Source organism: Alicyclobacillus macrosporangiidus CPP55, from assembly GCF_000702485.1.
GTDB classification, from domain to species: Bacteria; Bacillota; Bacilli; order Alicyclobacillales; family Alicyclobacillaceae; genus Alicyclobacillus_H; species Alicyclobacillus_H macrosporangiidus_B.
The window spans coordinates 995,379-1,019,613 of the sequence record NZ_JNIL01000001.1; the positions used below are offsets into that span (position 1 = coordinate 995,379).

At 66.6% G+C, this 24,235-nt stretch carries 23 protein-coding genes and 1 other RNA gene; 3 read left to right on the plus strand and 21 right to left on the minus strand.

Features of this window, described 5'->3' with window-relative positions; translation table 11 throughout:
- Nucleotides 1-201 precede the first annotated feature (201 nt).
- The 9 genes from N687_RS20725 to N687_RS0105300 all read right to left on the minus strand — a co-directional run bounded on the left by N687_RS20725 (nucleotide 202) and on the right by N687_RS0105300 (nucleotide 9,223).
- On the minus strand, nucleotides 202-540 hold the full coding sequence (locus N687_RS20725) for a hypothetical protein (RefSeq protein WP_029420859.1): 339 nt from the start codon (nucleotides 538-540) through the stop codon (nucleotides 202-204).
- Nucleotides 541-772: 232 nt separating this feature from the next.
- On the minus strand, nucleotides 773-1,444 hold the full coding sequence (locus tag N687_RS0105265; protein WP_419670119.1) for a DUF1003 domain-containing protein: 672 nt from the start codon (nucleotides 1,442-1,444) through the stop codon (nucleotides 773-775).
- A gap of 145 nt (nucleotides 1,445-1,589) precedes the next feature.
- A complete protein-coding gene (locus N687_RS25065; RefSeq protein WP_029420861.1) occupies nucleotides 1,590-2,150 on the minus strand; it encodes a penicillin-binding transpeptidase domain-containing protein in 561 nt (186 codons plus the stop codon).
- Nucleotides 2,111-3,088: a penicillin-binding transpeptidase domain-containing protein gene (locus N687_RS25070; protein WP_029420862.1), complete on the minus strand. Its 978-nt coding sequence runs from the start codon at nucleotides 3,086-3,088 to the stop codon at nucleotides 2,111-2,113. Before N687_RS25070 ends, N687_RS25065 begins: the two co-directional genes overlap by 40 nt.
- Nucleotides 3,089-3,237: 149 nt before the next feature.
- Nucleotides 3,238-4,323, minus strand: coding sequence for an endolytic transglycosylase MltG (mltG, locus tag N687_RS0105280; RefSeq protein ID WP_051662970.1), 1,086 nt, complete (start codon nucleotides 4,321-4,323; stop codon nucleotides 3,238-3,240).
- On the minus strand, nucleotides 4,320-4,760 hold the full coding sequence (gene ruvX, locus N687_RS0105285) for a Holliday junction resolvase RuvX (protein WP_029420864.1): 441 nt from the start codon (nucleotides 4,758-4,760) through the stop codon (nucleotides 4,320-4,322). Before ruvX ends, mltG begins: the two co-directional genes overlap by 4 nt.
- Nucleotides 4,741-4,992 (minus strand): IreB family regulatory phosphoprotein, encoded by a 252-nt coding sequence (locus tag N687_RS0105290; RefSeq protein ID WP_029420865.1) that lies wholly within the window; start codon nucleotides 4,990-4,992, stop codon nucleotides 4,741-4,743. The genes ruvX and N687_RS0105290 overlap by 20 nt, the downstream gene beginning before the upstream one ends.
- A gap of 63 nt (nucleotides 4,993-5,055) precedes the next feature.
- Entirely contained in the window at nucleotides 5,056-7,707 is a 2,652-nt protein-coding gene (gene alaS, locus N687_RS0105295; protein WP_029420866.1) for an alanine--tRNA ligase, read from the minus strand.
- A 457-nt stretch (nucleotides 7,708-8,164) separates the two neighbouring features.
- Entirely contained in the window at nucleotides 8,165-9,223 is a 1,059-nt protein-coding gene (locus N687_RS0105300; protein WP_029420867.1) for an AI-2E family transporter, read from the minus strand.
- Nucleotides 9,224-9,367: 144 nt separating this feature from the next.
- Between N687_RS0105300 and N687_RS0105305 the strand changes: the two genes are divergently transcribed.
- Nucleotides 9,368-9,778: a fluoride efflux transporter FluC gene (locus N687_RS0105305; protein WP_029420868.1), complete on the plus strand. Its 411-nt coding sequence runs from the start codon at nucleotides 9,368-9,370 to the stop codon at nucleotides 9,776-9,778.
- 2 nt (nucleotides 9,779-9,780) lie between these two features.
- On the plus strand, nucleotides 9,781-10,146 hold the full coding sequence (gene crcB / locus N687_RS0105310) for a fluoride efflux transporter CrcB (RefSeq protein WP_029420869.1): 366 nt from the start codon (nucleotides 9,781-9,783) through the stop codon (nucleotides 10,144-10,146).
- A gap of 620 nt (nucleotides 10,147-10,766) precedes the next feature.
- Here crcB and N687_RS0105320 read toward each other — a convergent pair.
- From N687_RS0105320 to selA, 9 genes are all read right to left on the minus strand, one after another.
- Nucleotides 10,767-11,894, minus strand: a complete 1,128-nt coding sequence (locus tag N687_RS0105320; protein WP_029420871.1) for a cysteine desulfurase family protein — start codon at nucleotides 11,892-11,894, stop codon at nucleotides 10,767-10,769.
- A gap of 37 nt (nucleotides 11,895-11,931) precedes the next feature.
- A complete protein-coding gene (gene cymR, locus N687_RS0105325; RefSeq protein WP_029420872.1) occupies nucleotides 11,932-12,342 on the minus strand; it encodes a cysteine metabolism transcriptional regulator CymR in 411 nt (136 codons plus the stop codon).
- A complete protein-coding gene (locus N687_RS0105330) occupies nucleotides 12,339-13,640 on the minus strand; it encodes a replication-associated recombination protein A (RefSeq protein WP_035462069.1) in 1,302 nt (433 codons plus the stop codon). The genes cymR and N687_RS0105330 overlap by 4 nt, the downstream gene beginning before the upstream one ends.
- Nucleotides 13,640-14,725 (minus strand): threonine aldolase family protein, encoded by a 1,086-nt coding sequence (locus N687_RS0105335; protein WP_051662971.1) that lies wholly within the window; start codon nucleotides 14,723-14,725, stop codon nucleotides 13,640-13,642. The genes N687_RS0105330 and N687_RS0105335 overlap by 1 nt, the downstream gene beginning before the upstream one ends.
- Before the next feature lie 111 nt (nucleotides 14,726-14,836).
- Nucleotides 14,837-15,034: non-coding RNA, 6S RNA (ssrS, locus tag N687_RS22875), on the minus strand.
- 62 nt (nucleotides 15,035-15,096) lie between these two features.
- Nucleotides 15,097-16,923 carry an aspartate--tRNA ligase gene (gene aspS / locus N687_RS0105340; protein ID WP_051662972.1) on the minus strand — a complete coding sequence of 609 codons (1,827 nt, stop codon included), beginning with the start codon at nucleotides 16,921-16,923 and terminating at the stop codon, nucleotides 15,097-15,099.
- Entirely contained in the window at nucleotides 16,907-18,184 is a 1,278-nt protein-coding gene (gene hisS / locus N687_RS0105345) for a histidine--tRNA ligase (protein ID WP_029420876.1), read from the minus strand. The genes aspS and hisS overlap by 17 nt, the downstream gene beginning before the upstream one ends.
- Nucleotides 18,185-18,562: 378 nt before the next feature.
- Nucleotides 18,563-18,739 carry a hypothetical protein gene (locus tag N687_RS23730; protein ID WP_156040045.1) on the minus strand — a complete coding sequence of 59 codons (177 nt, stop codon included), beginning with the start codon at nucleotides 18,737-18,739 and terminating at the stop codon, nucleotides 18,563-18,565.
- Nucleotides 18,740-18,841: 102 nt separating this feature from the next.
- Nucleotides 18,842-20,281 carry an L-seryl-tRNA(Sec) selenium transferase gene (gene selA, locus N687_RS0105355; protein WP_029420877.1) on the minus strand — a complete coding sequence of 480 codons (1,440 nt, stop codon included), beginning with the start codon at nucleotides 20,279-20,281 and terminating at the stop codon, nucleotides 18,842-18,844.
- Nucleotides 20,282-20,439: 158 nt separating this feature from the next.
- Here selA and N687_RS0105360 point away from each other — a divergent pair, with 158 nt between their 5' ends.
- Nucleotides 20,440-21,747, plus strand: coding sequence for a glutamate-1-semialdehyde 2,1-aminomutase (locus tag N687_RS0105360; protein ID WP_029420878.1), 1,308 nt, complete (start codon nucleotides 20,440-20,442; stop codon nucleotides 21,745-21,747).
- 83 nt (nucleotides 21,748-21,830) lie between these two features.
- Here N687_RS0105360 and trxA read toward each other — a convergent pair whose 3' ends face one another.
- The 3 genes from trxA to N687_RS0105375 all read right to left on the minus strand — a co-directional run bounded on the left by trxA (nucleotide 21,831) and on the right by N687_RS0105375 (nucleotide 24,234).
- Complete coding sequence (trxA, locus tag N687_RS0105365; protein WP_156040046.1) at nucleotides 21,831-22,145, minus strand: thioredoxin; 315 nt, start codon at nucleotides 22,143-22,145, stop codon at nucleotides 21,831-21,833.
- A 62-nt stretch (nucleotides 22,146-22,207) separates the two neighbouring features.
- Nucleotides 22,208-23,302, minus strand: coding sequence for a sodium:calcium antiporter (locus N687_RS0105370; protein ID WP_029420880.1), 1,095 nt, complete (start codon nucleotides 23,300-23,302; stop codon nucleotides 22,208-22,210).
- A 125-nt stretch (nucleotides 23,303-23,427) separates the two neighbouring features.
- Entirely contained in the window at nucleotides 23,428-24,234 is an 807-nt protein-coding gene (locus N687_RS0105375) for a hypothetical protein (RefSeq protein WP_035462070.1), read from the minus strand.
- Between the last annotated feature and the right edge of the window lies 1 nt (nucleotide 24,235).

Below are 24,235 nucleotides of genomic sequence, written 5' to 3' on the forward strand. Positions count from 1 at the left end.
CTTGGACTTACGGTATTCTCGGCAGACGTGAGTGGTGTCAAAGGGGATCTGGGTCGGGCACGAAATTGGTGATCCGGCCTACAGGCGATTGTCCAGAAATCCGACACAAACCCATCCTGCGCCGGTCCATTGCCTTCCCTCCTCCCCGGTACGCATAAAAAAACCCATCGGCTGAACACCGACAGGTCAGATGCTTTCCATTCACCGTTTGCCGCCATCCTTGCGCTTTCCGTCACTCTTTTGCTTGCCATCACTCTTGTGCTTTCCGTCACTCTTATGCTTGCCGTCACTCCTGTGCTTGCCATCGCTCTTGTGCTTTCCGTCACTCTTTTGCTTGCCGTCACTCCTGTGCTTGCCATCGCTCTTGTGCTTTCCGTCACTCTTTTGCTTGCCGTCACTCCTGTGCTTGCCATCACTCCTGTGCTTGCCGTCGCTCTTTTGCTTGCTACCGTCCCTTTCGGAAACCCCCACCTGCTGCAGTTCCTGGCGGACAATCTTCCGGATCAGCTCCTGGAGCTGGGCCTGCCGCTGGTTCCCCATCGCAATCTCTCCTTCAAACCGTGTGGTAACACAGTATGTTGGGGATACCCAGGATGAATAGGCAGACGCGGTGACCCGGCCCGTTGAAAGTCCGTCGAGAAGGGAGGGCAACCTGAAGTCCGTGGCACGAGATCGCCTGTGGCATGGGCGAGGTGTACTTTGCCCATGGCCCATCCGGAGTCGGACCTGCACACGTGCGGCCTGTGCAGAGGGAGCCACAAAAAAACAGCGCCTATTCGGCGCTGCCGGATGCCCGCCCGACGCGGACCGGTATGGGATCCGCTTCCGCGTGAACAGGCTGCTTCAGGCTCAGGAGCAGGGTCTCCAACTCGTACAGTTTGCCCTCGATACGGTGCAGGTGGCTCTGCATATCGTCGATTTCCTGCTCAGCCTTGTAGTTGATGGCGAAGTCGATGATGGATTCGTGCTTGTCGCGCGCCGCCTGGCGGTTCTGGCTCATCATGATGATGGGCGCCTGAAACGCCGCGATGAACGACAACACCACGTTGAGCAGGCTGAACGGCGGGTTGTCGAAATGCCACGTGAAACTGACCGTGTTCCACACAATCCACAGGAGCAGAAAGACGGCGAAACTGATGATGAACACCCAGCTGCCGCCGAACTTCGCGATCCGATCCGCGAGGCGGTCCGCCCACGTGGTCTTGCGCAGGTATTCCTCGTCGAGATGCGCCATGATCCGGCTCTCGTAATGGTTGACCAAACGGTCGATCCGCTTGACGTCGTCCTCGTTGATGGGAATGTCGAAGCCTTCCAGGCGGACGCCGTTGTGATCGAGATCCTGCGGCTTGACGTAATAGTTCTTCTTGCCCACGTTGATCAACTCCCCTTCCCGGGAGAGTTGACAGACCCTCACCAGGCCCGCGCGGGCGCCCTCGATGCGCACAGCCGCCCATCGCTCCCGCCGGACTCAGGCAGAGCCGTCCCTCTCCCCGTATTCAGTTCCGGACTAGGACTGTTGACAGACGAACTGTCCATCGAGTCATTTCACTCCTTTGGGAGCCGCTTTTCGCGACTCCAGCCCCTTACCATCATACTGTCGATCTCGCTGCTTGGCAACGGATTTGTGCGGACGCCCTGCCCGGTTTCCGGCCCCGTGCCGCGCCCACCGCCCCGGCCGCGCCTCTCGGATCAAAGCGGGCATAGGCGCGCAGCAGGTCCGAGGTGAGCCCGAATACCTGGCGGTGCGCCCGCGCCGACCGCTCCCCCGCGACCATGACGCAGAAGGCGACGCGCGGCGCCGACGCCGGGGCGAATCCGGCGATCCAGGCGTTGACGCGCCCATCTGCCCGCTCCGCGGTGCCTGTCTTCACTGCACTCACCACGGGGAGCCCCGCCAACGCATGAGCCGTCCCGGCGGGGGACGCCACCGCCTGCCGCATGGCGTCCGCCAGCCAGGCAGCCGTATACGGTGTCAACACCCGCTCGTCGGCCCCGCCCGGAAACACCGCCAGCGTCCGGCTCCCGCGCTCGGCGTCGAGCACCAGTCGCACCGGCCGCCACCGGCCCCCAGCGGCGATGGTGCGAGCCAAATTCGCCGCCTCCAGCGGCGTCAGGCGCACGTCCTGCTGTCCGATGGCCGTGTTGGCCATCCGCCCGTTGTCGTCACCACCCCCGCGAACACCCGGCCGCCCTCGGCCTCCGCCAATACGTGGCCGCCCGACCACGTCTGCAGCTGTGGTTCCGCCAAGTGCAAGCGCCGCCCCATCTCCTCGAGGCCCGGTCTGCCCACGCGCACACCCACGTCGGCGAACACCGCGTCACACGATTCCGCCAGCGCTTGGGTCAGGGTCTGGATCCCGTGCACGCGCCAGCAGCGCATATGCACGCCAGGGATGTCGGCCTCGCCGCGGCAGACGAACCTCGTCCCCCCGCGGAACCGGAACGATTCCAGCGCCGCGGCGGCGGTCACTAGCTTGAACACGGAACCGGGAGTGTACGCCCGTACGGCTGTGATGCCCCCGTCCCGGCTCCGGCTGGCCACGGCGAGCGCCTCCCCGGAGGGGATGTCGAGCACGACGACCGCCCCTTCCGCCACCCCGTATCCCGCCAGCGCCGCCTCCGCGGCGCGCTGCCATGCGGGATCGAGCGTGGTCCGCACGTCCAGGCCCGGCTCGGGCGTGAGCCGGTACACCAAGCCCTGCGGTCGCCCACCGGCGTCCTTGAGGACACCCACATGTCCCGCACGCCGGCTCGCCAGCACCCGGTCGAACCGGTGCTGCAGGCCGGACCTGCCCTGCTCCTGGACCGGGCGATCCGGATCCGGCCAGCGGTCCGGCAGGCCCACCGAACCAAACAATGGATCCGACCCGTTCCGCTCGGGCAGGCCGTTGCGGTACAGGATGCGGCCGCGCCCGTCCTCGGTCTCTACCGTCCGCAGGTGTTCCGCCTGAGCCCGCAGGCGGACACCCGGTCCCGTACGACCTGCCGGTCCCCAATCCGGGAGGACGGACAACACGAACAGCCGTCCAGTGAGGACGGCTGTCAGCACGCCATAGAAAGCCATGAGCCACCACAACCGCCTGCGCACGGGTCCACCGCACCCCTCCCGATCCGCATCATCTGGAGGGTGCCCCGAACCCGGGCGCGTTATGCACACTCGCCACCACCGAATACCGGCCATCGGCGTCCCGGGCCCGACCGCCTCCCGACGCAGACGGCCCCCCGTGCCGGGCGCGCTCACGAATGCGCCTTCAGATTCGCTCGGCTGACGGCCTCGTTGTGCAGCTGCTCCGCGTAGGTCGTCGCGAAGAAGTGCTCTCCGCTCCCGTCGTTTTTCACGACATAGTACAGATACGACGTGTGCACCGGATGCAACGCTGCCTCGATGGACGCCAGACCCGGATTGGCAATCGGCCCCGGCGGCAGGCCCGCATACCGGTAGGTGTTGTACGGATCGTCCACCTGCAAGTCCTTGTCGGTCAAGACGTCCCGGTGCCCCAGGACGTACTCCACCGTCGCGTCGATCTGCAGCTTCATCGGTGGGTTGTGGTGCAACCGGTTTTCGATCACGCTGGCGATCAGCGGCCGCTCCTTGTCGACCCGTGCTTCTCGCTCGATCATCGAGGCCTCCGTCAAGACCTGGTGTAAGCTCTTCCCCTCCGCCTTGGCCGTGGCCCGCATCTCGGGCGTAACTCGTGCGTCGAATGTCCGCAACATCTCCGCCACCACGTCATGGGCCTTTTCGCCGCGGGTGAACTGGTACGTGTCCGGGAACAGATAGCCCTCCAGCCGCCACTTGATCTTGGCGTCCGCGGGGATGGCCTTGACGAAGTCGAACGGGTAGTCGTCATGCTGGACCGCGTCGAGGAAAGCCTGGCGATTGCACACGCCCGCCGCCTGCAACCGGTCTGCGATCTGCGTCACCGTGAATCCCTCCGGCACGGTGACGGTGACCGTGTCCGACACCACTTCTCCGCCGACCAAGCGCGCCAGCACCTCCGACAACGGCAGGCCGCGCGCGATCCGGTAGTGGCCCGCCTGAACGCGCCCGGCCTGCCCGCTCGAGATCGCGTACAGGCGGAACAGACTGGCGCTGCGGATGCATCCGGCCGATGCCAGATCGTCCGCCACCTCCGCCAACGGCTCACCGGGCCGAATGGTGATGTCCGCCGTGCCCGTTCCCGGAGCGGGCCTCGATGCTTTCCACACCCAGGCCCCTGCCGCTGCGGCCGCGAGGACCAAGAAACACGCTGTGGCGAGGAGGCCTCGCCACAGCCAACGCCTGGAATGCGGTGCGGACTGCATCGGGGTCTGTTCGTTCAATCCGTTCCTCCTCGCTTCTGCGTGTGGCTGCGCTTCCAGTCGAGATATCCTTGCAGGAGCACCGTCGCCGCAACGGAATCGATCACTTGCTTGCGCCGGCGGCGGCTCACGTCGGCGGCGATGAGCATCCGCTCGGCCGCCACCGTCGTCAACCGCTCGTCGTACAACACCACAGGCAATCCGGTTTCCTCCCTGAGCCGCTCGGCGAATGCCTCACACTGCGCCGCCCGATCGCCGGCGGAACCGTTCATATGGCGGGGATAACCGACGACGATCTCCTCCACGCCGTGCTCGCGCGCCATCTCCCGGATCGCTCGCGCCGCCTGGTCATCGCTCTCTCGCACGAGGACGGTCAGGCTCTGCGCCAAAAGACCTGTCGGATCGCTGATGGCCAGCCCAATCCGCGCCGAACCGTAGTCAACGCCCAGGGTTCTCATACTTGTGGTGCTCCGCGTACGAGCGCACCAGCTCCTCAATCAACTCGTCGCGTTCGATGCGGCGGATGGTGTTGCGCGCGTCGAGGTGATTGGTGATGTACGCCGGATCCCCGGAGATGAGGTATCCCGCGATTTGATAGACCGGGTTGTAGCCCTTCTCCGCCAGGGCCCGGTAGGCCAACTGAAACGCCCGCCTGGCCTCCTCGTTCTCGGGTTTGGGCGAGAACCGCATGGTCTGTTCGAATTCCACGTCTGTCACCTCGCTCCACCGTGGGCTTCGCGGTGATGCTAGACACTATTTCGCCTCGGTCGGCAAGATTCCTGCGCCCTGGCGGACAATTTCCGCCACTTTCGCGATGGCCCCCGGCAGTTTGTCGGCGTCGCGGCCACCCGCCTGCGCCAGGTCCGGACGGCCGCCGCCGCCGCCCCCGGTGAGTTGGGCCACCTGCTTGACGATCTGACCTGCGTGCAGTTTTCTCTGTTGGAGATCCTTCGATACGGCGGCCACCAGCTGCACCTTGCCGCCGCCGGCCGTCCCGAGCACCACCACGTGGCTCGGCAGGCGTTCACGCAGCTCATCGACGATGATGCGCAGCCCGTCCATGTCCGTGTCCGGCACGATGGCCGCCACCACCGGGATACCGTCGACATCCTGCACCTGCTCCGCCAGCTGCGCCGCCACGCCGCGGCTGAGGCGGGCCTTTGCCGACTCCAGCTCGCGCTCCAGTTGGCGCGTCTCCTCCAGGGCCCGCTCGACCCGGTTCACCAGTTCACCTGCGGGCACCTTGTAGAGGTCCGCCACCCGTTCGATGAGCGCTTCCCGTTCGCGCACGTATTGGTACGCCCAGCGCCCGGTCACCGCCTCGATGCGGCGCACCCCCGAACCGATGCCGGTTTCCGACACGATCTGAAATAGCCCGATGATCCCCGTGCGTGGCACGTGGCAGCCGCCGCACAGTTCGATGCTGTACTCCCCGGCCTTGACCACGCGCACCCGCTTGCCGTACTTCTCACCGAACAGCGCCATCGCGCCCATCGCCTTGGCGTCCTCCAGGTCGGTCTCGAAGATCTCCACCACGTCGTCCCGCCAGATGGCGTCGTTGACGCGCCGCTCCACCTCCATCAGCTCCTCGCGCGTCAGCGGCCCGAAGTGGGAGAAGTCGAAGCGCAGCCTGGTGTCGGCCACCAGCGATCCCGCCTGGGCGACGTGATCGCCCAACACCTCGCGCAGGGCCTTGTGCAACAGGTGGGTGGCGGTGTGGTTCTTGATCACGTCTTTCCGCCATGCCTCGTCCACCTGCGCCCGCACCCGCTGTCCGACGGTCAGCCTGCCGCGCACGACGCGCACACGGTGCAGGTGTTGGCCGTGGGGCGCCTTCTTGACGTCGAGGACCTCCACCTCCACGCCGTCTCCGACGATGCGTCCGCGGTCCGCCAATTGGCCGCCACTCTCGGCGTAAAAGGGGGTGACGTCGAGCAGAAGGTCCGCTTCCTCCCCTTCGCCGACCGCCTCCACTGCGTCCGGCCCCTGGACGAGGGCGATGACGCGGCTGTCCGTCACAAGCTGATCGTAGCCGACGAAGCGGCTCTCCACCGTCAGCGTCTCCAGGACGCCGCGTTCGCTGTTCATGCCCTCCGCCGTCTGGCGCGCGGCCCGGGCCCGCTCGCGCTGGGCGTCGAGCTCGCGCTGGAAACCGTCGCGATCGACCGAGATCCCGTGCTCACGGGCGATCTCTTCGGTCAGGTCAATCGGAAAACCGAACGTGTCGTACAGCCGGAAAGCGTCCTCCCCGGAGAGCACCCGATCCCCCTGCGCGGCCAACCGCTCCAAGGTCGCCTGGAGCAGCGCCTCGCCTTCAGACAGCGTCTCGAGAAACCGCTCCTCCTCCGTGCGCACGACGCGTTGGATGAACTCGAGCTTCTCCACCACCTCCGGATACTCGGTCCCCATCACCTTGGCGACCGCCGGCGCCAGCTCGTGCAAGAACGGCCGCTCCACGCCGAGCTTGCGGCCGCTGCGCACCGCACGCCGCAGCAATCGGCGGATGATGTAGCTGCGCCCCTCGTTGCCGGGCAGGACCCCGTCGCCGACGGCGAACACGACCGTCCGCAGGTGGTCGGCGATGATCTTGAAGTGTACATCGCGCCCCGCGTCCTCCCCGTAGGGCACGCCTGCGACGCGCTCGGCCTCGGCGATGATGGTTCGGAACAGGTCGGTCTCGAAGTTGTTCGGCACACCCTGCAGGACCGAGGCGATCCGCTCCAGGCCCATGCCGGTGTCGATGTTCTTCTTCGGCAGCGGCGTGTAGGAACCGTCCAGCTCCTTGTTGAACTGGGTGAACACCAGGTTCCAGATTTCGAGGAACCGGTCGCAATCGCAGCCCGGCTTACAGTCGGGCGATCCGCACCCGAACTCGCGTCCGCGGTCGTAATAGATCTCCGAACAGGGCCCGCACGGCCCCTCGCCGATCTCCCAGAAGTTATCCTCGTCCCCGAGCACGATGCGCTCCTTGGGCAGGCCGATCTCCTGGTGCCAGATGTCGTACGCCTCCTGGTCCTCGTGATGCACCGTCGCGTACAGTCGATCCGGTTCCAATTCGAGCACCTCGGTCAGGTACCCCCATGCCCAGCGGATGGCGTCTCGCTTGAAGTAATCGCCGAACGAGAAGTTTCCGAGCATCTCGAACATCGTCTGGTGCCGGGCCGTGTAGCCGACGTTCTCGATGTCGTTGGTGCGGATGCACTTCTGTACGCTGACGATGCGCGGGCGCTCCGGGATCTCGCGCCCGTCGAAGTACGGCTTCAGCGGTGCCATCCCGGCGTTGATCCAGAGCAGTGTCGGGTCGTCGTGCGGCACCAGGCTGGCGCTCGGGAACACCAGGTGTCCCCGGTCCGCGAAGTACGATTTAAACGAATCCCGGATCTCTTGCGCAGACAGTCGTTTCATCCCATGTCCCTCCCATGCGTGGGTGCTTCACTCCGTTTGTGCTGCGCAAGACACTTCGTGAAACACCCACGCAGTACAAACGGAGATTCGCAGCGTCCCTGCTTCGGTGTTGCGTGAAACGCCCTTGCAGATCGCCAAAACGCCTCTCGTCCCGACAGGGACGAGAGGCGTATCTCGCGGTACCACCCTGATTACAACCCGGCGGGGCAGCATGCCCGATGCGGGTTGTCCCTCTGCTTCGCTGTAACGGGCGAAACCCGTCGTGTCGCGCGCTTGAGGCTGGCTTCAGCTTGTCGATGGGAGCGCCTCGCAGCCAAAGGGCACCCTCTCTGGGCCATCGGGGGCAAGCCTACTCGTTCCTCGCATCGCTTTCCGGTATTGCCCCGTATTCTAAAAGAACCGGCGCGGCTTGTCAAACGCAGCGGCGCGTTCGGCAGCGGTCCCAGACCACCTCGTCTCATGGCCGGCGGAACAGCGCGCGCACCCCGGTGTAGATCACCTTCGCCACGGCCAACAAGGGCACCGCGCACACCAGGCCGAGCACCCCGCCCACCTCACCACCGATGAGCACCGCAGCGACGATGGCCATCGGGTGCAGATCCAGGGTGCGCCCCATGATCTGCGGCTGAATCAGGTTGCCTTCCAACTGTTGCACGATCGCGTTGACCACCAGGACCTTCAGCGCCAATTGCGGGCTGACCGTCAACGCCAGGAGGATGGCCGGCGCCGCCCCGATGAACGGGCCGAGGTACGGAATGAGGTCCATCACCGCAAGGAAGAGAGCCAAGAGCAGAGCGTACGGCATGCCGACGACCAGGTAGCCGGCGTACGTCAGCACCCCCACGGCCGCCATCACCAACATCTGCCCGCGCACGTAGCGACCGAGGGTGGTGTCGATGTCCATCAGGATTTCGCGCGCCTCGTCCCGGTACTGTGGCGGAAACAGGTGCAACAGCGCGCGTCCCAGGGCGCGCCCGTCTTTGAGCATGTAGAAGACGAGAAACGGCACGACGAACGCCATGAACACCGCACCCACCGTGGATGTCAACATGGACACCGCGCGGGTGACGTAGCGGGTGAGATTCTGCTCAGCCTGCGCCAACGCGGTCTCGACGCCGCGGCGCAGCGCGTCGGGGAGGTACTGCCGGCGCGAGGCGATGCCGTCGATCCAGCCGTCCGCCTGCCGGATCATGTCCGGCAAGTGTTGGCCGAGCTGCGTCAGCTGGCGGGAGACCACCGGGATGGCCTGCAGGATGACGACGACGGCCAGCACAGCGAACATCAGGTAGATGATGAGGATGGCGATCCCGCGCGGCACCCGGCGCCGGACCAGCAGTTCGACTACCGGCTGCAGCAGATACGTGACCACCATCGCGGCGAGAAACGGAATGGCGACGACCTTCAGGATCGTCCACAGGTCGTGCAGGAAGCCGCGCAATTGGGCGATCAGCCAGAGGCACGCGAGGGTCGCCAGCACGGACAACACCGTGCGCAGATACTTCGTGGACGCATCCACGCCCCTCCCCCCCTTTTGGCGGCGTGTCCATTCACAGCCAGTATATGCAGTTGTCCCGGCGGACATTTGCCTATGCGGCCGCAAAGCCCGTATACTGGCACCGTAACGGGACGCGCCCTACGGGCGCAGAGGGGGAAGCCGGGCATGCCGTACCTCGCCGTGGCCATCGGAGGCTTTTTGGGTGCCATCGCACGCTACCTCGTCAGCGAGTGGGTGGGTACCCTGCATGGGTTCCCAGTCGCAACCCTGATCATCAACCTGTCCGGCAGCGCCTTTCTTTCGTGGTTCTACACACTGACGCTGGAGCGCCTGCCTGTCCACCCACACCTGCGCCTGGGCATTGGCACCGGCTTCGTCGGGGCGTTCACCACGTTCTCCACGCTGACCGTCGACGTGTGGAATTTGACGGTGGCGCAACTGTACGGATGGGCGGGCCTCTATCTGCTTCTGACATTCGCCGGGGGCCTGCTCGCGGCTGCGGGCGGATACTGGGTGGCGTCGCGGCAGGCCGCCCTGCGCTGGGTGCCGACGAGACACGACGGCGAGGAGATGTGACCATGCTGGGCATCCTGTGGGTGGGCATCGGGGGCGTGGCGGGCGCCCTTCTGAGGTATCAGCTGTCGAAGTGGATCGGACAGCGCTGGTTGGTGTCGTTTCCCTTCGCGACGCTGCTCATCAATGTCAGCGGATCGTTCTTGCTCGGCGTCATCACGCGCCAAGCGTCGGTCTGGTTTCCGACTCACGAGCAGGCCGTCGTACTCCTGCTCGGCACAGGAATGTGCGGGGCCTATACGACGTTCTCCACGTTTTCCTACGAATTCACCATGTTGATGCGCGAGGGCCGGACCCAAGACGCCCTGGTGTACCTCGCTGCCTCCGGCGTGCTCGGCCTCGCTGCCGCGTTCGCCGGGCTGCACCTGTAAACAGGCGAAGGGCTGCGGCCCGCGCTCCAAGCGCAACCCGCAGCCCTTCACAAAATCTGCCGCTTACCGCTTCCGACCGTCCGCGCCGCAAGGACTTACACCGTGCCGGTGCCCAGTTCGAGCGAGTCCGGCGAATACTCCACAGCGACCAGGGATCCGTCTTCCGCGACCTCGTAAACCTTGATGTCGTCGCCCGAGACGTTGAACTCCATGAAGCAACCCCAGCAGTAATACTGATTCGCACCGATCTTTCCAATATCCCTGCAGTGACAATGTGGACAGCGCATGACTCAATCTCCTTTGGGAAGACCTTACATGATACTCCTAGCGTATCCAGAAGTGGAAATCAGTAAACAGGCGCAGGACGGCACACGACGACCCCCGCAGCCTGCTCGGGGGTGATTCCAGGATGTTGTGCTGAAAAAAGGTGAGTTACTTGGGCGACCTACCTCATGGTAGCGCAGCCGGGTATGAAAGGCAAGCCAGAAAACGGAAATTCGACAGTCTCCGTCACCCTTCGACGCCTTTCACGCGTGACGATTTTGTGATATCCCTGGCACACCGCACACCCGTCGATGGCAGACGAGTCCCTCGCCACGACGGCCCCGGCGTTCCGCGCCTCACCGCCGAAGCGCATCCACCACCCGCCGTACCGTCCGGCCCGCCCATGCTGCCTCTTCCGGGTCGGTCAATTCGGAGAAGCTGAATCGCACGGATGAACGAACCCGCGCCTCCGGATGCCCGCACGCCAAGAGGACGTGGCTCGGCTCCGGGCTGCCCGCTGTACAAGCCGCGCCCGCCGACGCCGCGACACCTTCGAGGTCCAGGCGCATCAACAACACGTCCGCGCGGACACCGGTAAACGCCAGGTTGACAATCCCCGGGACTCCCGACGGCGGGCTGTTGTATTCGACCCCCGGAAGCCCCTCGAGCGCTTCGAGAAAGGCTTCCCGCGCCCGCTGGACGCGCTCGCCGTGGTCTCCGGCCCCCGTCACCCGGGCCACGGCTGCACCGAAGCCGACGATGCCCGCCGCATGCTCCGTCCCGGCGCGCCGTCCTCGCTCCTGTGCCCCGCCCCGCAAGACGGGCTGCCAACGGGTCCCCCTGCGGACATACAGCGCACCGATCCCCTTTGGACCGTGCAACTTGTGGGCGGAGAAACTGGCGAGATCGACGGCCGAATCCGCCAAGGCGATCGGTACAGCCCCGAGGGCTTGAACCATGTCGGAGTGCACCACGATCTCCGGATGGACCCGTTTCACCGCGCGGGCGATGGCGTCAACCTCCGTGACCGCACCGGTCTCGTTGTTCACCCGCATCAGGCTCACGACGCCCGTGTCTTCCTGGAGGGCTTCGAGCACCGCGTCCACGCCCACCGAGCCATCCGGGCCCGGGGCCACGAAGGTCACCTTCGCGCCCAACTGTTCGATCAATTCACAGGTGTGGAGAACCGCGTGATGTTCCGCCTGGCTGGTCACGACGTGGCGGCGCGCCCCCGCGGCCAGCCATGCGCCCATGAGCGCCAGGTGCACCGACTCCGTCCCTCCGCTGGTGAACACCACCTCGTCCGGGCGCGCGCCGATGCCCTCGGCCACCTGCCGCCGCGCCTCCTCGATGCCGGCGCGGACCTCGCGGCCGAACCGGTGGATACTCGACGGATTGCCGAACCGCTCGTCCAGGTACGGCGTCATCGCCTCGCGCACCTCAGGCAGCAGGGGGGTCGTGGCCGCATTGTCCAGATACACCATTGCTTTCGCCTCCGCACGGCGAAGCGGGCCCGACCGATCAAATGTAGTACATGTACGAATCGGCCCCGCTCTCCTTCATCTCCGCCAGATCCTGCAGAGTGACCGACTTGAGCACCGACAGGATGGCCTGGCGCAGGCGCTCCCAGAGCTCGTCCAGGCCGTCCTCCACATCCTCGTCCACCAGGTGCAGCGGTCCCTCCAAGGTCAGGATGATGTCGGCCGCGGTGATCTCGGTCTTCGGTTTCGCCAGGACGTAGCCGCCATACGCCCCGCGGATGCTGCGGACAAAGCCCGCGTTGCGCAGCGGCGCAATCAGTTGCTCCAAGTAGTGCTCCGACAATCCCTGCCGTTCCGCGATGGATTTCAACGAGACCGGTGAACCCGACTCGTGCATCGCCAGGTCCACCAACAGCATCAGACCGTATCGCCCTTTTGTCGAGATCTTCACGGCGTCGCCTCCCCTTGTGCTTCCTGATGTTGCGAATCCTCCTGGAGGTATTTGCGAGGGGCCACCCCCACAGGCCAATAGTCCTGTTCCACCCAGTGGCCCGGGTAATCATGCGGATACAGGTAGCCGATCCCGCTACCCAGCTGCTCGGCGCCCCGGTACCCTGTGCCCCGCAGGTGGGGTGGGACGGTCAGCGGCAGTCCCTGCGCCACGTCGTGCATCGCCTCGTTGATGGCTCGGTAAGCGGCGTTGGACTTGGGCGCCCGTGCCAGATACGCCGTCGCCTCCGCCAACGGTATCCGCCCTTCCGGCATGCCGATGGCTTGTACCGCGTGCATCGCCGCCACCGCCAGCGGCAACGCCTGCGGGTCCGCCAGCCCGATGTCCTCGGCAGCCAAGATGACCAGGCGCCTGGCGATGAACATCGGGTCCTCGCCCGCCGTCAGCATCTTCGCCAGCCACAGGATGGCGGCGTCGGCGTCCGATCCGCGCACCGACTTGATGAACGCCGAGATGGTGTCGTAGTGCTCGTCCCCGCCCGTGTCGTACACCACCTGGCGCTGCTGAATGGCCGCGCGGGCGTGCTCCTCGTCTACCTCGACGCGCCCGTCCGCCCCCACCGGCGCGGTCGTGACCGCCAACTCGAGGGCGTTCAATGCGCGCCGGGCGTCTCCCGCCGCAAAGCGGACGATGACGTCCAACGCCGCATCTGTCACGGTCGCGGCGTACGCCCCGAGCCCCCGCTCCCCGTCCGCCAAGGCCCGCTCCAGCAACCGTCGGATGTCCGCCGCGTCCAGGGGATCGAGCCGATACACCTGGGAGCGGGAGACCAGGGCCGCGTTCACCTGAACGTACGGATTCTCCGTCGTCGCGCCGATGAGCGTCACCAACCCACGCTCCACGAAGGGCAACAGCGCGTCCTGCTGGGCCTTGTTGAAGCGGTGGATCTCGTCGATGAACAGGACCGTCCGCCGCCCGTACAACCGCCGCTCCTCCTTGGCCTGCTCGATGACGTGCCGGATGTCCGCCACGCCGGAGGAAACCGCGTTCAGGGAGGCAAACCGGGCCTTCGTGGCGCGGGCGATCACGTGGGCCAACGTGGTCTTGCCGGTACCGGGCGGCCCGTAAAAGATCACGGACCGCAGGCGATCCGTCTCGATGGCCCGCCGCAAGGACGACCCTGGCCCGACCACGTGCGCCTGTCCGACCACCTCGTCGAGGGTGCGCGGGCGCATGCGGTGCGCCAGAGGCGCCTCCAGCTCCTGCTCGCGTTCAGCCTGCGCCTCGAACAGGTCCATCAGGCCAGAACGCCCCCCTTCGCGACCCGGGCGGCCGCATCCAGGGCGCGCAGGACGCCGGCGCGATCCACGTCCCGATGCGTCACGAAACGGAGCAGCGCCTCGCCGAAGGCGGACGCGAGGACGCCCTCCTTTCGGAGCGCTGCCAGAAATGCGTCTGCCGCCAGGCCCGTCCCGCCGATGTCCGCCAGCACGATGTTGGTCTGCACCGTGTCCAGATCCACACGAATTCCCGGAACCTCGGCCAACCCTTCCGCCAACACCCGAGCGTTCGCGTGATCCTCGGCCAGCCGGTCCACCATCTTCGTCAGCGCAAGGATGCCCGGCGCCGCGATCACGCCGGCCTGCCGCATCCCGCCGCCGAGCCGCTTGCGCCACTGCCGTGCCGCCTCGATGAACGCCCGCGGGCCGGCCAGCACTGACCCCACCGGCGCACACAGGCCCTTCGACAGGCACACCTGGACCGTGTCCGCCAGCTCGGCGAAGCGGCGCGCCGGCACGCCCGACGCCACGGCCGCGTTGAACAACCGCGCACCGTCCATGTGGATCGGCACCCCGTGCCGGTCTGCGATCGCCCGGAGCGCACGGAGGTTGTCCAACGGGATGACGGTCCCCCCAGCGCGGTTGTGGGTGTTCTCGACCTCAATCAGGGCCGTCCTGGGGTGGTGGACGTTCGGCTCGCGGATGGCCTGTGCCACCGCCTCCGGTGGAAGCGCTCCACGCACCCCGGGGATCTGGCGGATCTGCGCCCCCGCGATGGCCGCAACCGCCGCCGCCTCGTAGAGGAAGATGTGTGAATTCGCCTCGGCGATGACCTCCTCCCCCCGGCCAGCATGGGTCGCGATGGCCACCTGGTTGCCCTGGGTCCCGGAGGTGACCAACAACCCTGCCTCCTTGCCGAGCATCTCCGCCGCCAGCTCTTCCAGCCGGCGCACCGTGGGGTCCTCGCCGTACACATCGTCTCCCACTTCCGCCTCGGCCATCGCCCGTCGCATCTCGTCGGTCGGCTTCGTGACCGTGTCGCTGCGCAGGTCTATCCAATCCGGCAATTTCAGCGCCCCATTTCCTACTAATATACTCAACATTAGCCTATTATAGTCTTCCCGCGCCCAGCAGGCAACTCAAAAAGGCAGTCCAGACGGACTGCCTTTCGGCGGGCGGATGACCGTGCGAACGCCGCCCTGTTCACCCATGAAGGAAACCCCGCTTCTGCCGTGAAGCCCCCGTTTTGAACCTGCTCTCTCGCAGGTGGGTGCCCTGCTCATCCGACTTGCACGTCCACGAAGGGCGATGCCCTTGAGGCGTGTGCGCGCCGACGAGACCCCGGGCTCCCTTTTCGGTTCGTGTTGGCTCAAATAACCGGCTTAAGGCTCACACGAACAGCGCAGGGAGCGCTACGGGTTTCCCCGCTGTGCTGTGACTTCATCCTAGCACCGACCGCACCCAAGTGCAAGCGTCAAACCCTGGGAGCCACCGCTGCCTTCCCCTGCGGCTTGGCCGCCGGGCCCTTGACCGCCAGATGCAGGACCTCCAACTGCTGCGGGCTGACTTCCGACGGCGCCATCGTCATCAGGTCGGTGCCGCTCGAAGTCTTCGGAAAGGCGATGCAGTCGCGCAGCGATTTGCCTTTGCCCATGATCATCACCAAACGGTCGATCCCGAAGGCGATCCCGCCGTGCGGCGGCGTGCCGTACTCGAACGCCTCGAGCAAGAAGCCGAACTGCCGGTACGCCTCCTCCGGCGTGAACCCGAGGGCTTGGAACATGCGCTCCTGCAGCTCGCGCCGGTAGATGCGCATGCTGCCACCCCCCAGCTCGAAGCCGTTGAGCACCATGTCGTACGCCTGCGCACGCACCGCCCCCGGATCGGACTCCAGTTTGTCAATATCCTCCCACCGGGGCATGGTGAACGGGTGGTGTTCCGCCACCCAGCGGCCCTCCTCCTCGTCGTAAGACAGCAGCGGGAAATCGGTCACCCAGAGGAAGCGGAAGGCGTCCGGATCGATGAGGCCGAGATCATGGCCCAGTTTCGACCGAAGAGCACCCATGGCCTGCAACACCGTCGCCCGGGGCCCCGCGCCGATCAGGATCAGGTCGCCGTCTCCCGCACCCGCTCGCTCGGCGATGGCCGTGAGCTGCTCCGGCGAGAAGAACTTGGCGATGGGGGAGCGGAACGCCCCGTCCGCGACGGCGATGGGCGCGAGCCCCTTCATCCCAAACGTGCCCACAAACTGCACCAGCTCGTCGGTCTGCTTGCGGGACCACCCGGCGCACCCCGGCGCCACCAGGGCCTTGACCACCCCACCCTGGGCGATGGCCTCTTGGAACACCCGAAAAGGCGCGTCCCGGACGATGTCCGCCAGGTCGGACAGGGGCATCTCGAAGCGCAGATCCGGTTTATCCGAGCCGTAGCGCTCCATCGCCTCCTGGTAGGGCAGGCGCTGGAACGGTACCGGGATCTCGACGCCGAGCACCGTCCGAAAGACGTGCTGCATCATCTGCTCCATCATCGACTGGAACTCCGCCAGGGACAGAAACGACTGCTCAATGTCCAGCTGCGTGAACTCCGGCTGCCGGTCGGCGCGCAGATCCTCGTCCCGGAAGCAGCGGGCCAACTGGTAATAGCGCTCGAGGCCGGCGACCATCAAGAGCTGTTTGAACAGCTGTGGCGACTGCGGCAGGGCGTAGAACTCGCCCGGCTGCAGGCGGCTCGGAACCAGGTAGTCGCGCGCCCCCTCCGGCGTGCTGCGCGTCAGGATGGGGGTCTCCACTTCCACAAAGCCGCGCGCGTCGAGGAACTCCCGCAGCGCGCGCGTCACCTGATGGCGCAGCATCAGCATCCGCTGCATCTGCGGCCGGCGCAGGTCCAGGTAGCGGTGGCGCAGGCGCACCGCCTCGTCCACGTCGATGTCGTCCTCGATGTAAAACGGCGGATGCTTGGCCGCGTTGAGCGTCTCCAGGCGGCGCACCAGCACCTCGATGGTGCCCGTCTCCAGGCGCGGGTTGACGGTGTGCTCCGCCCGCCGCTCCACAGGGCCGGCCACGTTGATGACGTACTCGCTGCGCAGCCGCTCCGCCTCCGCCATGACCTCCGGCGGCGTGCCCCGCGCGGGATCGAAGACCAATTGGATGATCCCGCTTCGATCCCGCAGGTCGATGAAAATGATGCTGCCGAGGTCCCGCCGGCGCTGCACCCAGCCAGAGAGGACCACCTCCGTGCCCGGGGGCACGTCGAGCGCCTCCAGGGCGCGATGGGTGCGGTACAGTTCAGGTTGTCGAACCATCCTCGATGCCTCCCTTTCTCACGTGATGGACGACTTCTTCCGCCGGGACCTCCGTCTGGGCGCCGGTGCGCAGGTCCTTGACGGTCACCGTCCCGCGCGCCACCTCGTCCGCACCGAGGATGGCGCAGTAGGCGGCCTGCATCCGGTCGGCCGATTTCAATTGGGCTTTCAATCCCTTGCCGAGGTAGTCCCGATCGGCGCGAATCCCCTCGGACCGCAGTTGCTGCAGCAGGCGCATGGCGGGCACCTCAGCCGACTCGTCGGCGACCGCCACCCATACGTCGACCCCTGACGCCCCTGGCAACGCGCCCCCCTGCTCGCGCAGGACCATCAGGGCGCGCTCGATGCTCCCGGCGAACCCAACCCCGGGCGTCTCGGGCCCGCCCACCTCGGCCACCAGGCCGTTGTACCGGCCGCCCCCGCCCACAGAGCTGAACCCGGGCACGGTCACCTCCCAGGCGGTGCGGGTGTAATAGTCGAGCCCGCGCACCAACCGGTCATTGATGACATAGGGCACGTCCATCGCGTCCAGAAACGCGCGCACCTGCTCGAAGTGGCGGCGGCAGTCGTCACACAGGCTCTCCAGGATGGTGGGCGCGCCCACCTCGGCCAACACCTGCTGGCAACGGTCGTTCTTGCAATCGAAGATGCGCAGCGGATTGCGCTCCAACCGCTGCTGGCAGTCTCCGCATAACCGGTCGGCCACCGGCCGCAACCGCTCCAGCATCTGCTCGCGGTGGCGCGGCCGGCACACCGGACAGCCGACGGAATTGAGCTCCACCGTCAGGTCCCGCAGGCCGAAGCGCCGCAACAGGTCCAGATTGACGGCGATCACTTCGGCATCCGCAGCCGGGTGCTCGGCGCCCAACACCTCGACACCGTACTGGTGGAACTGCCGCCAGCGGCCCCGCTGCGGTTTTTCATAGCGGAACATGGGCCCGATGTAGTAGAGCTTGACGGTGTGCGGCAGGCCGTACAGTTTGTTCTCCACGAACGCCCGGACCACCCCTGCGGTGCCCTCGGGGCGGAGGGTGACGCTGCGGCCGCCGCGATCGGTAAACGTATACATCTCCTTCGAGACGATGTCCGTGGTCTCGCCGACGCCGCGCGCGAACAGTTCGGTGTGCTCGAACACCGGCGTGCGCACCTCCTCGAAGTGGTACAGCGCGCACGTGTCGCGGATGATCTGTTCCATCGCCTGCCACTGTTCGATCTCGCCGGGCAGGATGTCGGCCGTCCCCCGCGGCCGTTGTGTCAACATGCCGTTTCCCTCCCGTCCTGGCCCAGGGGCCATATCGTGAAAATCAAAACGCCCTTTCGCCTGCCAATGGGCAGGGGCGAAAGGGCGTGGTTCCGCGGTGCCACCCTGCTTGGACAAAACGCCCTGGGCGCTCGTCCATCTCGTTCGCGCGTAACGGGCGCCGCCGCCGGTGCTTTGGGGTGCCGCGCAGGGCCTGTACGCTGCGGTTCTGCTCACCCGTTCACACCGGTTCATCGGGGGTGTCTTTCCCGCCAGGCCCGCGAACCTGCTCCCAGCCCAGGCAGGTCTCTCTGGACGCCGAGGCGCGGGCGGTACTTCTCCCCGTCATCGAATCGCTATTCATGATACAGGCCAGTATACGAAAGGGCGAAAACATTGTCAATGCCTGCGCATCCGCTGTATGCGCAGGTTCCATTCCCGCGGGGCCGGTTCCCAGTCCTCCGGCCAATCCCAGTCCTCCTCGTCGCCCAGCAGCTGTTCCGCCTCCTGGCGCGGTGTGTACAGCGCGTCCGACAGCTCGTGGATGCGCGCCCCCTCCGTGTCCCGCACCCGCATCGGCTATCGCCTCCCGTCCAAAGTCGGAGCGTCCTCCCGTAGTGTGGCTGGGCGAACGGAAGGGAATACACCCGAAGGGCGAAACAAGCCTGGAGCGGCCGCTCAAACCCGCGCGCGCAGGTGCGCCGCGACAGCCTCGACGCTGTGAACCAAGGTGTCCTCCTGCCCCGGCAAGAGGGTGCGCACATCGAGCAGGACCGCGTCTTGGGCGAGCCGCCCGACGACGGGCACTGCCGGCACCGTGCGCAGGTCGTCGAACAACTGCTGTGCGCTCACGTGAGCGGCCCTCAGGCGCAACGCCCGGGAGGGCAGCTCCACCTGCGGCAGCGCCCCGCCCCCGACCCGCGACGCGACGTCGGCCTCCTCCAGGCGCACCTGGGCCGCCTCCATGGTGGAGCGCAACCGCTCCGCCAACGCCCGGCAGCGGGTAGCGACGGATTCGTACGATTCGGTGAGCATGCGGACGACCGGGATCTCCTCGGCGGCCCAGGCGTCGTCCGAATACGCCGCGAGCGTCGCGTCGAGGGCCGCCAGGGTCAGCTTGTCCGGGCGAAGCGCCCGCATCAAGGGGTGCTTGCGCATCGGTTCAATCCACTTGGCCGCCCCCGCGATGATGCCCGCCTGGGCGGACCCGAGCAGTTTGTCCCCGCTGAACGTCACCACGTCCACGCCGGCCCGCAGGCTCGCGGCGACCGTCGGCTCATCGCCGATGCCACGTGCCGCGAAGTCGAACAAGGCCCCGCTGCCCAGGTCTTCGTACAGAGCCAACCCGTTCCGGTGGGCGAGGGCCGCCAGCTCGCGAAGCGACGGCTGCTCCGTGAATCCGACAATCCGGTAATTGCTCGTGTGCACCCGAACCAACAGGCGGGTCTGTGGCGTGATGGCCCGCTCGAAATCCGCCAGGTGCGTCTTGTTGGTCGCTCCAACCTCCACCAAACGGACGCCCGCCTGGGCCATGACGTCCGGGATCCGAAACGATCCGCCGATCTCCACCAGCTGCCCCCTCGACACCACCGCCTCGCCCCCGGCGGCCAGTGCGGAGAGGACCAGCAGCACCGCCGCGGCGTTGTTGTTGACCACCAGCGCCGCCTCGGCGCCGCACAGCGCCTGCAACCGCCGTTCCACGTGCGCGTGGCGAGAGCCCCGCTCGCCGCTCGCGAGGTCGAACTCCAGATTGCTGTACCCCTCCGCCACCGCGCAGATGGCCTGGATGGCCCGCTTGGACAACGGCGCGCGGCCCAGATTCGTGTGCAGCACCGTCCCCGTCAGGTTGAGCACAGGGCGCAGATGGGCGGCCAGCTTGCGGTCCGCCAGGCCCCGGGCGCGGGCGGCGATCGCCTCCGCCGTCGTCTCCTTTGCCCACACCGCGGGATCGGGCGATCCCGCCGCCCACATCGCCCGAAGCTCCGCGAGGGCGTCCTGCAAGGCGGGGACCCACAGCCCGCCGGGGATGGGTGCCAGTGCCTCCCGGACGGCCGGATCGCCGAGCAGCCGGTGTACGGCGGGCAGTCCCCGCAGTGCGGAACGCCTGTCCTGCGCCATGGCCCATCCACTCCTTTCATCCGTTTCCATCCTCCTACTGTACCACAACCGTCCCCACCGGGTGCGAAGGAGGGCCATGCGAACGTGCCGCCGAAACCGGGGCTGTTAGGCGCAGGGTTGTGATACGATGGAACTCGAATTCGGAAGGGGGAGAGGCGATGGATTTCACACAGAGCCACCTCTGGCAGCGGCGCGCCGACGCCGTGATCCTCGGCGGGGTGAACAGCCCGTCGCGCTCATTCAAATCGGTGGGCGGCGGCACGCCGGTGGTGATGGCGCGCGCACAAGGGTCGCGGTTCATCGACGTGGACGGGAACACGTACATCGACTATCTGGCGGCCTACGGGCCCCTGGTGCTGGGGCACGCCCATCCCCGGGTGATGGAGGCGCTGCGGGCAGCCACCTACGACGGGATCCTGTACGGGACCCCGACGAAGTGGGAGGTGGAGTTCGCGGAGACGCTGCGGGCGGCCATCCCGGACCTGGAGCGGGTGCGCTTTGTCAACTCCGGCACCGAGGCGGTGATGACCACCATTCGTGTCGCCCGCGGAGCGACCGGCCGCAACAAGATCCTGAAGTTCGCCGGTTGTTACCACGGCCACTCCGACGCGGTTTTGGTCGCCGCCGGCTCAGGGCCGTCCTCCATCGGCGTGCCCGACAGCGCGGGCGTGACGCGCGCCATCGCCGGCGAGGTGATCACGGTTCCGTACAACGACCTCGAGGCGTACGACGAGGCGCTCGCCGTCCACGGAGAGGACCTGGCCGCGGTGCTCGTCGAGCCCATCGTGGGCAACTTCGGGATCGTCCCGCCGGAGCAGCCGGATTACCTGGCGGAGGTCATCGCCCGGGCTCACCGGGTAGGCGCACTGGTGATCTTCGACGAGGTGATCACCGCCTTCCGCTTCCACTACGGTACGGCGGCCCAGCTGTACGGCGTGCACGCCGATCTGTACGCCCTCGGCAAGATCATCGGCGGCGGCCTGCCCATCGGCGCCTACGGCGGCCGGCGGGATGTGATGGAGTCGGTGGCCCCGCTCGGGCCGGTGTACCAGGCGGGCACCATGGCCGGCAATCCGGCCTCGATGCGCACAGGGTTGGCGTGCCTCGAGGTGCTCAGGGATCCCGAGGTCTACCGCCACATGGACCGCCTGGGCGCGGCCTTGGAGCAAGGCATCCTCGCTTCCGCACAGCGGCACGGCGTGGCCATCACCATCAACCGGGTCGGTGGTGCTTTCACGGTCTTCTTTGGGTCCCATCGCGTCCGCGACTACGCGGGGGCCCAAGCGACGGACGGGCGACGCTTCGCCGCCCTCTTTCACGCTCTGCTGCGGCGCGGCGTGTTCATCGCCCCCTCCAAGTACGAGGCGTGGTTTGTATCCGCCCAGCATACCGACGCGGACATCGAGGAGACCCTCGCCGCCGTGGACGCCAGTCTGGCCGAGGTGACTGCCATGACCAGCACCTGACGGAGGGCGGTGCGGCAAACAAAGCGGCCCGGCTCCAGGATACCCTGGAACCGGGCCGTTCTGGATCCGACATAGGATCGCCCTCACAGCACGTCGGCCAGTTGGCTGACCAGATCGGCCTTGGATCGGTAACCGATGAGTTGCTTGACCACCTGTCCGTCCTTAAACACCAACAACGTCGGGATGCTCATGATGCCATACTGGCTCGCCGTCTGTGGGTTTTGGTCGACGTCGAGCTTGCCCACCTCGAGCCGGTCCGCATACTCCTCAGCGATTTCCTCGATGACCGGCGCCATCATCCGGCACGGGCCGCACCAAGTCGCCCAAAAGTCGATCAGCACCGGCTTATCCGACTGTACAAACGCCGCGAAGGTCGCGTCCGTGACTTCTTTTGCCATAGTCATCCTCCTCCTGCCTGCCAAAGGGCAGACTTTATTGTAACACATCTGCCATTCGGGCATCACACCCGCCGCGGCCACCACCCGGCGCCGAGGAGCGCCATCATCGCGCAGGCCACCACGGCCCACCCCAGCCAATAGGCGGACAAGACGCCGTACCGCACGGCCACCGTGTGCAAGGGCAGAATCCAATACAACAGGGACGCTGCGAACAGGACGCTGGGCATCACCCGGCCTCTCAGCCGAAAGGCACCGAAGATGAGCGCCCCGGCCGCCAGCGTCAACCCTCCCGTCAACATCGCTTGCTCGGTCAGGTTCCACCCCGTCAGCCAGATGCCGAGGGCGGGAACCACGGTGCTCTGAAACACCATCGCCCCCGTGATGTTGCCCATCGCCAGTGCGTCCTTGCCCTGGCGGATCCAGACGACGCTGTTGAGCGTCTCCGGCAACTCCGTCGCCAGAGGGATCAGCAAGGCCGAAAGGACGAAGGGCGGTATGTTCAACCAGACCGCGATGCGCTCCACTCCGGCGGCCAACAGCTGCGCGCCGCCGACAATCAGGGCCAAGGCCGCGACCAACTGCATCAAGACCGCGAACCCGCTGGGCTGCGCCTGTTTCCACTGCAAATACAGGGGGGCGAGATGCGCATGGGAGCCCTGCACCGATTTATCCCGCATCGTCTGTACGACAAACACCGCATACACACAGACGAGCACCACCGGCGCCGCTTTGTGCACCCATTCGCTCTGCACGCAGCCGACCAACAGGCTCAGCGCGTACGCAATCAAGAAGTAGGTTATGTCCCGCTGGAACGACTGCCGCTGCACCGCCAGATGCGCGCGGTCATCCACACGCCGGTGGACCAGCAGCAGGGAAATGGCGACAATGGCGGAGCCGAGGGTGACGAGCAGAAACGGCGCCCCGAGAATTCCCCCGATGCCGACCTCCTCCGCGGCGTGGCTTCCGCCCCCGAGCAGGATGGCAGCCACCGGGACCGCCGCCTCCGGCAAGGCTGTGCCCAGGGCCGCCAACACACTGCCCACCGCCCCTTGGCCGAGGTGCAGTTTCGCCCCGAGCCATTCCACCGCATTTGTGAACAGTTCCGCCCCGAACAGGATCATCGCCAACGCCAGGAGCATGGACAGGGCGATCTGCATGGTACCCCTCCCCAGGGTGCGCGCCATGCCATCGCGCACAGCATGTCCCTACACTGTACGCGTCCGCCTGTCCGTGTATTCCGCCCTGCCGGTCCCGCCGGCAAGCGATGCCCCGGAGGCTCCCCTCACGCCTGCGGCTCCACCTCGGTCACCGTCGACAACAGCCGCCGGCTCAGTTCGTCGACGTCCGTCTCCCGTTCAACGAACAGGGCGAACCAGGTGTCGTCGAGCCCCGTCAGAAACCAAACCTTCCCTTCGTCTCCCGTGATGGAGGTCTCCACCACGTGCGACAGACCGACCTCCTTGCGAACTCGTTCCACCGTCCGCCGGTAGGTGCGCAGCACATCGAGAAAACCTGGGTCGTATTCTCGATCGGCCGCGCCCAGGGTCTCTCCCTGGAACGCCACCCAGCCCAACACCCTCGCGTCTTCCGTGAGGCGTGTGAAACACTCCATCCAAGGCCCCGACGTGAATGCCGGCACACTGACACCGTTGAGCACAAAGGGCCGTTTGGGGTGTTCGAAGACCCGCCGCCGCGTATCGCCCTCTCCGTCCTGCAAGATCTCCACTGCGGTGGGGCGGGTATCCCATCCGGCACCCTCTGCGTCGGCCGCGGACACAGAACGTGTCGGCTCGTCGCTGCCGGCCGCCTGGGAACGCGGTGCCGAAGCGGCATCAGGTGCCGGGGCGGGCCCCTGGTCCACCGCGCCCTGGTTCCGGATGGCCCGCACCGGGGATCGATCTTCCCGCGCTTCGGCCCTTCGCTGCTCCGCCGAACCGCCTGCTCCTGCCTCCCGGGCTTCCGTCGGCCCAGCCGACGGGTCTGCAGCACGCCGCTCGCGTGCGCGGCGGACCAACCACACATTCATCCAAACCCAAGCGCTCAGGACAATCAACGCCAGGGCGACGACCGCCAACAGCGTGGTCGGCATG

Coding starts and splice junctions, on each gene's coding strand:
- N687_RS20725 (WP_029420859.1), bottom strand. CDS start 540: ATGGGGAACCAGCGGCAGGCCCAGCTCCAGGAGCTGATCCGGAAGATT.
- N687_RS25065 (WP_029420861.1), bottom strand. CDS start 2,150: ATGGCCAACACGGCCATCGGACAGCAGGACGTGCGCCTGACGCCGCTG.
- ruvX (WP_029420864.1), bottom strand. CDS start 4,760: ATGAGAACCCTGGGCGTTGACTACGGTTCGGCGCGGATTGGGCTGGCC.
- N687_RS0105290 (WP_029420865.1), bottom strand. CDS start 4,992: ATGCGGTTCTCGCCCAAACCCGAGAACGAGGAGGCCAGGCGGGCGTTT.
- alaS (WP_029420866.1), bottom strand. CDS start 7,707: ATGAAACGACTGTCTGCGCAAGAGATCCGGGATTCGTTTAAATCGTAC.
- N687_RS0105305 (WP_029420868.1), top strand. CDS start 9,368: ATGCCGTACCTCGCCGTGGCCATCGGAGGCTTTTTGGGTGCCATCGCA.
- crcB (WP_029420869.1), top strand. CDS start 9,781: ATGCTGGGCATCCTGTGGGTGGGCATCGGGGGCGTGGCGGGCGCCCTT.
- N687_RS0105320 (WP_029420871.1), bottom strand. CDS start 11,894: ATGGTGTATCTGGACAATGCGGCCACGACCCCCCTGCTGCCTGAGGTG.
- N687_RS0105330 (WP_035462069.1), bottom strand. CDS start 13,640: ATGGACCTGTTCGAGGCGCAGGCTGAACGCGAGCAGGAGCTGGAGGCG.
- N687_RS0105335 (WP_051662971.1), bottom strand. CDS start 14,725: ATGTTGAGTATATTAGTAGGAAATGGGGCGCTGAAATTGCCGGATTGG.
- aspS (WP_051662972.1), bottom strand. CDS start 16,923: ATGGTTCGACAACCTGAACTGTACCGCACCCATCGCGCCCTGGAGGCG.
- hisS (WP_029420876.1), bottom strand. CDS start 18,184: ATGTTGACACAACGGCCGCGGGGGACGGCCGACATCCTGCCCGGCGAG.
- N687_RS23730 (WP_156040045.1), bottom strand. CDS start 18,739: ATGCGGGTGCGGGACACGGAGGGGGCGCGCATCCACGAGCTGTCGGAC.
- selA (WP_029420877.1), bottom strand. CDS start 20,281: ATGGCGCAGGACAGGCGTTCCGCACTGCGGGGACTGCCCGCCGTACAC.
- N687_RS0105360 (WP_029420878.1), top strand. CDS start 20,440: ATGGATTTCACACAGAGCCACCTCTGGCAGCGGCGCGCCGACGCCGTG.
- trxA (WP_156040046.1), bottom strand. CDS start 22,145: ATGGCAAAAGAAGTCACGGACGCGACCTTCGCGGCGTTTGTACAGTCG.
- N687_RS0105370 (WP_029420880.1), bottom strand. CDS start 23,302: ATGCAGATCGCCCTGTCCATGCTCCTGGCGTTGGCGATGATCCTGTTC.
- N687_RS0105375 (WP_035462070.1), bottom strand. CDS start 24,234: ATGCCGACCACGCTGTTGGCGGTCGTCGCCCTGGCGTTGATTGTCCTG.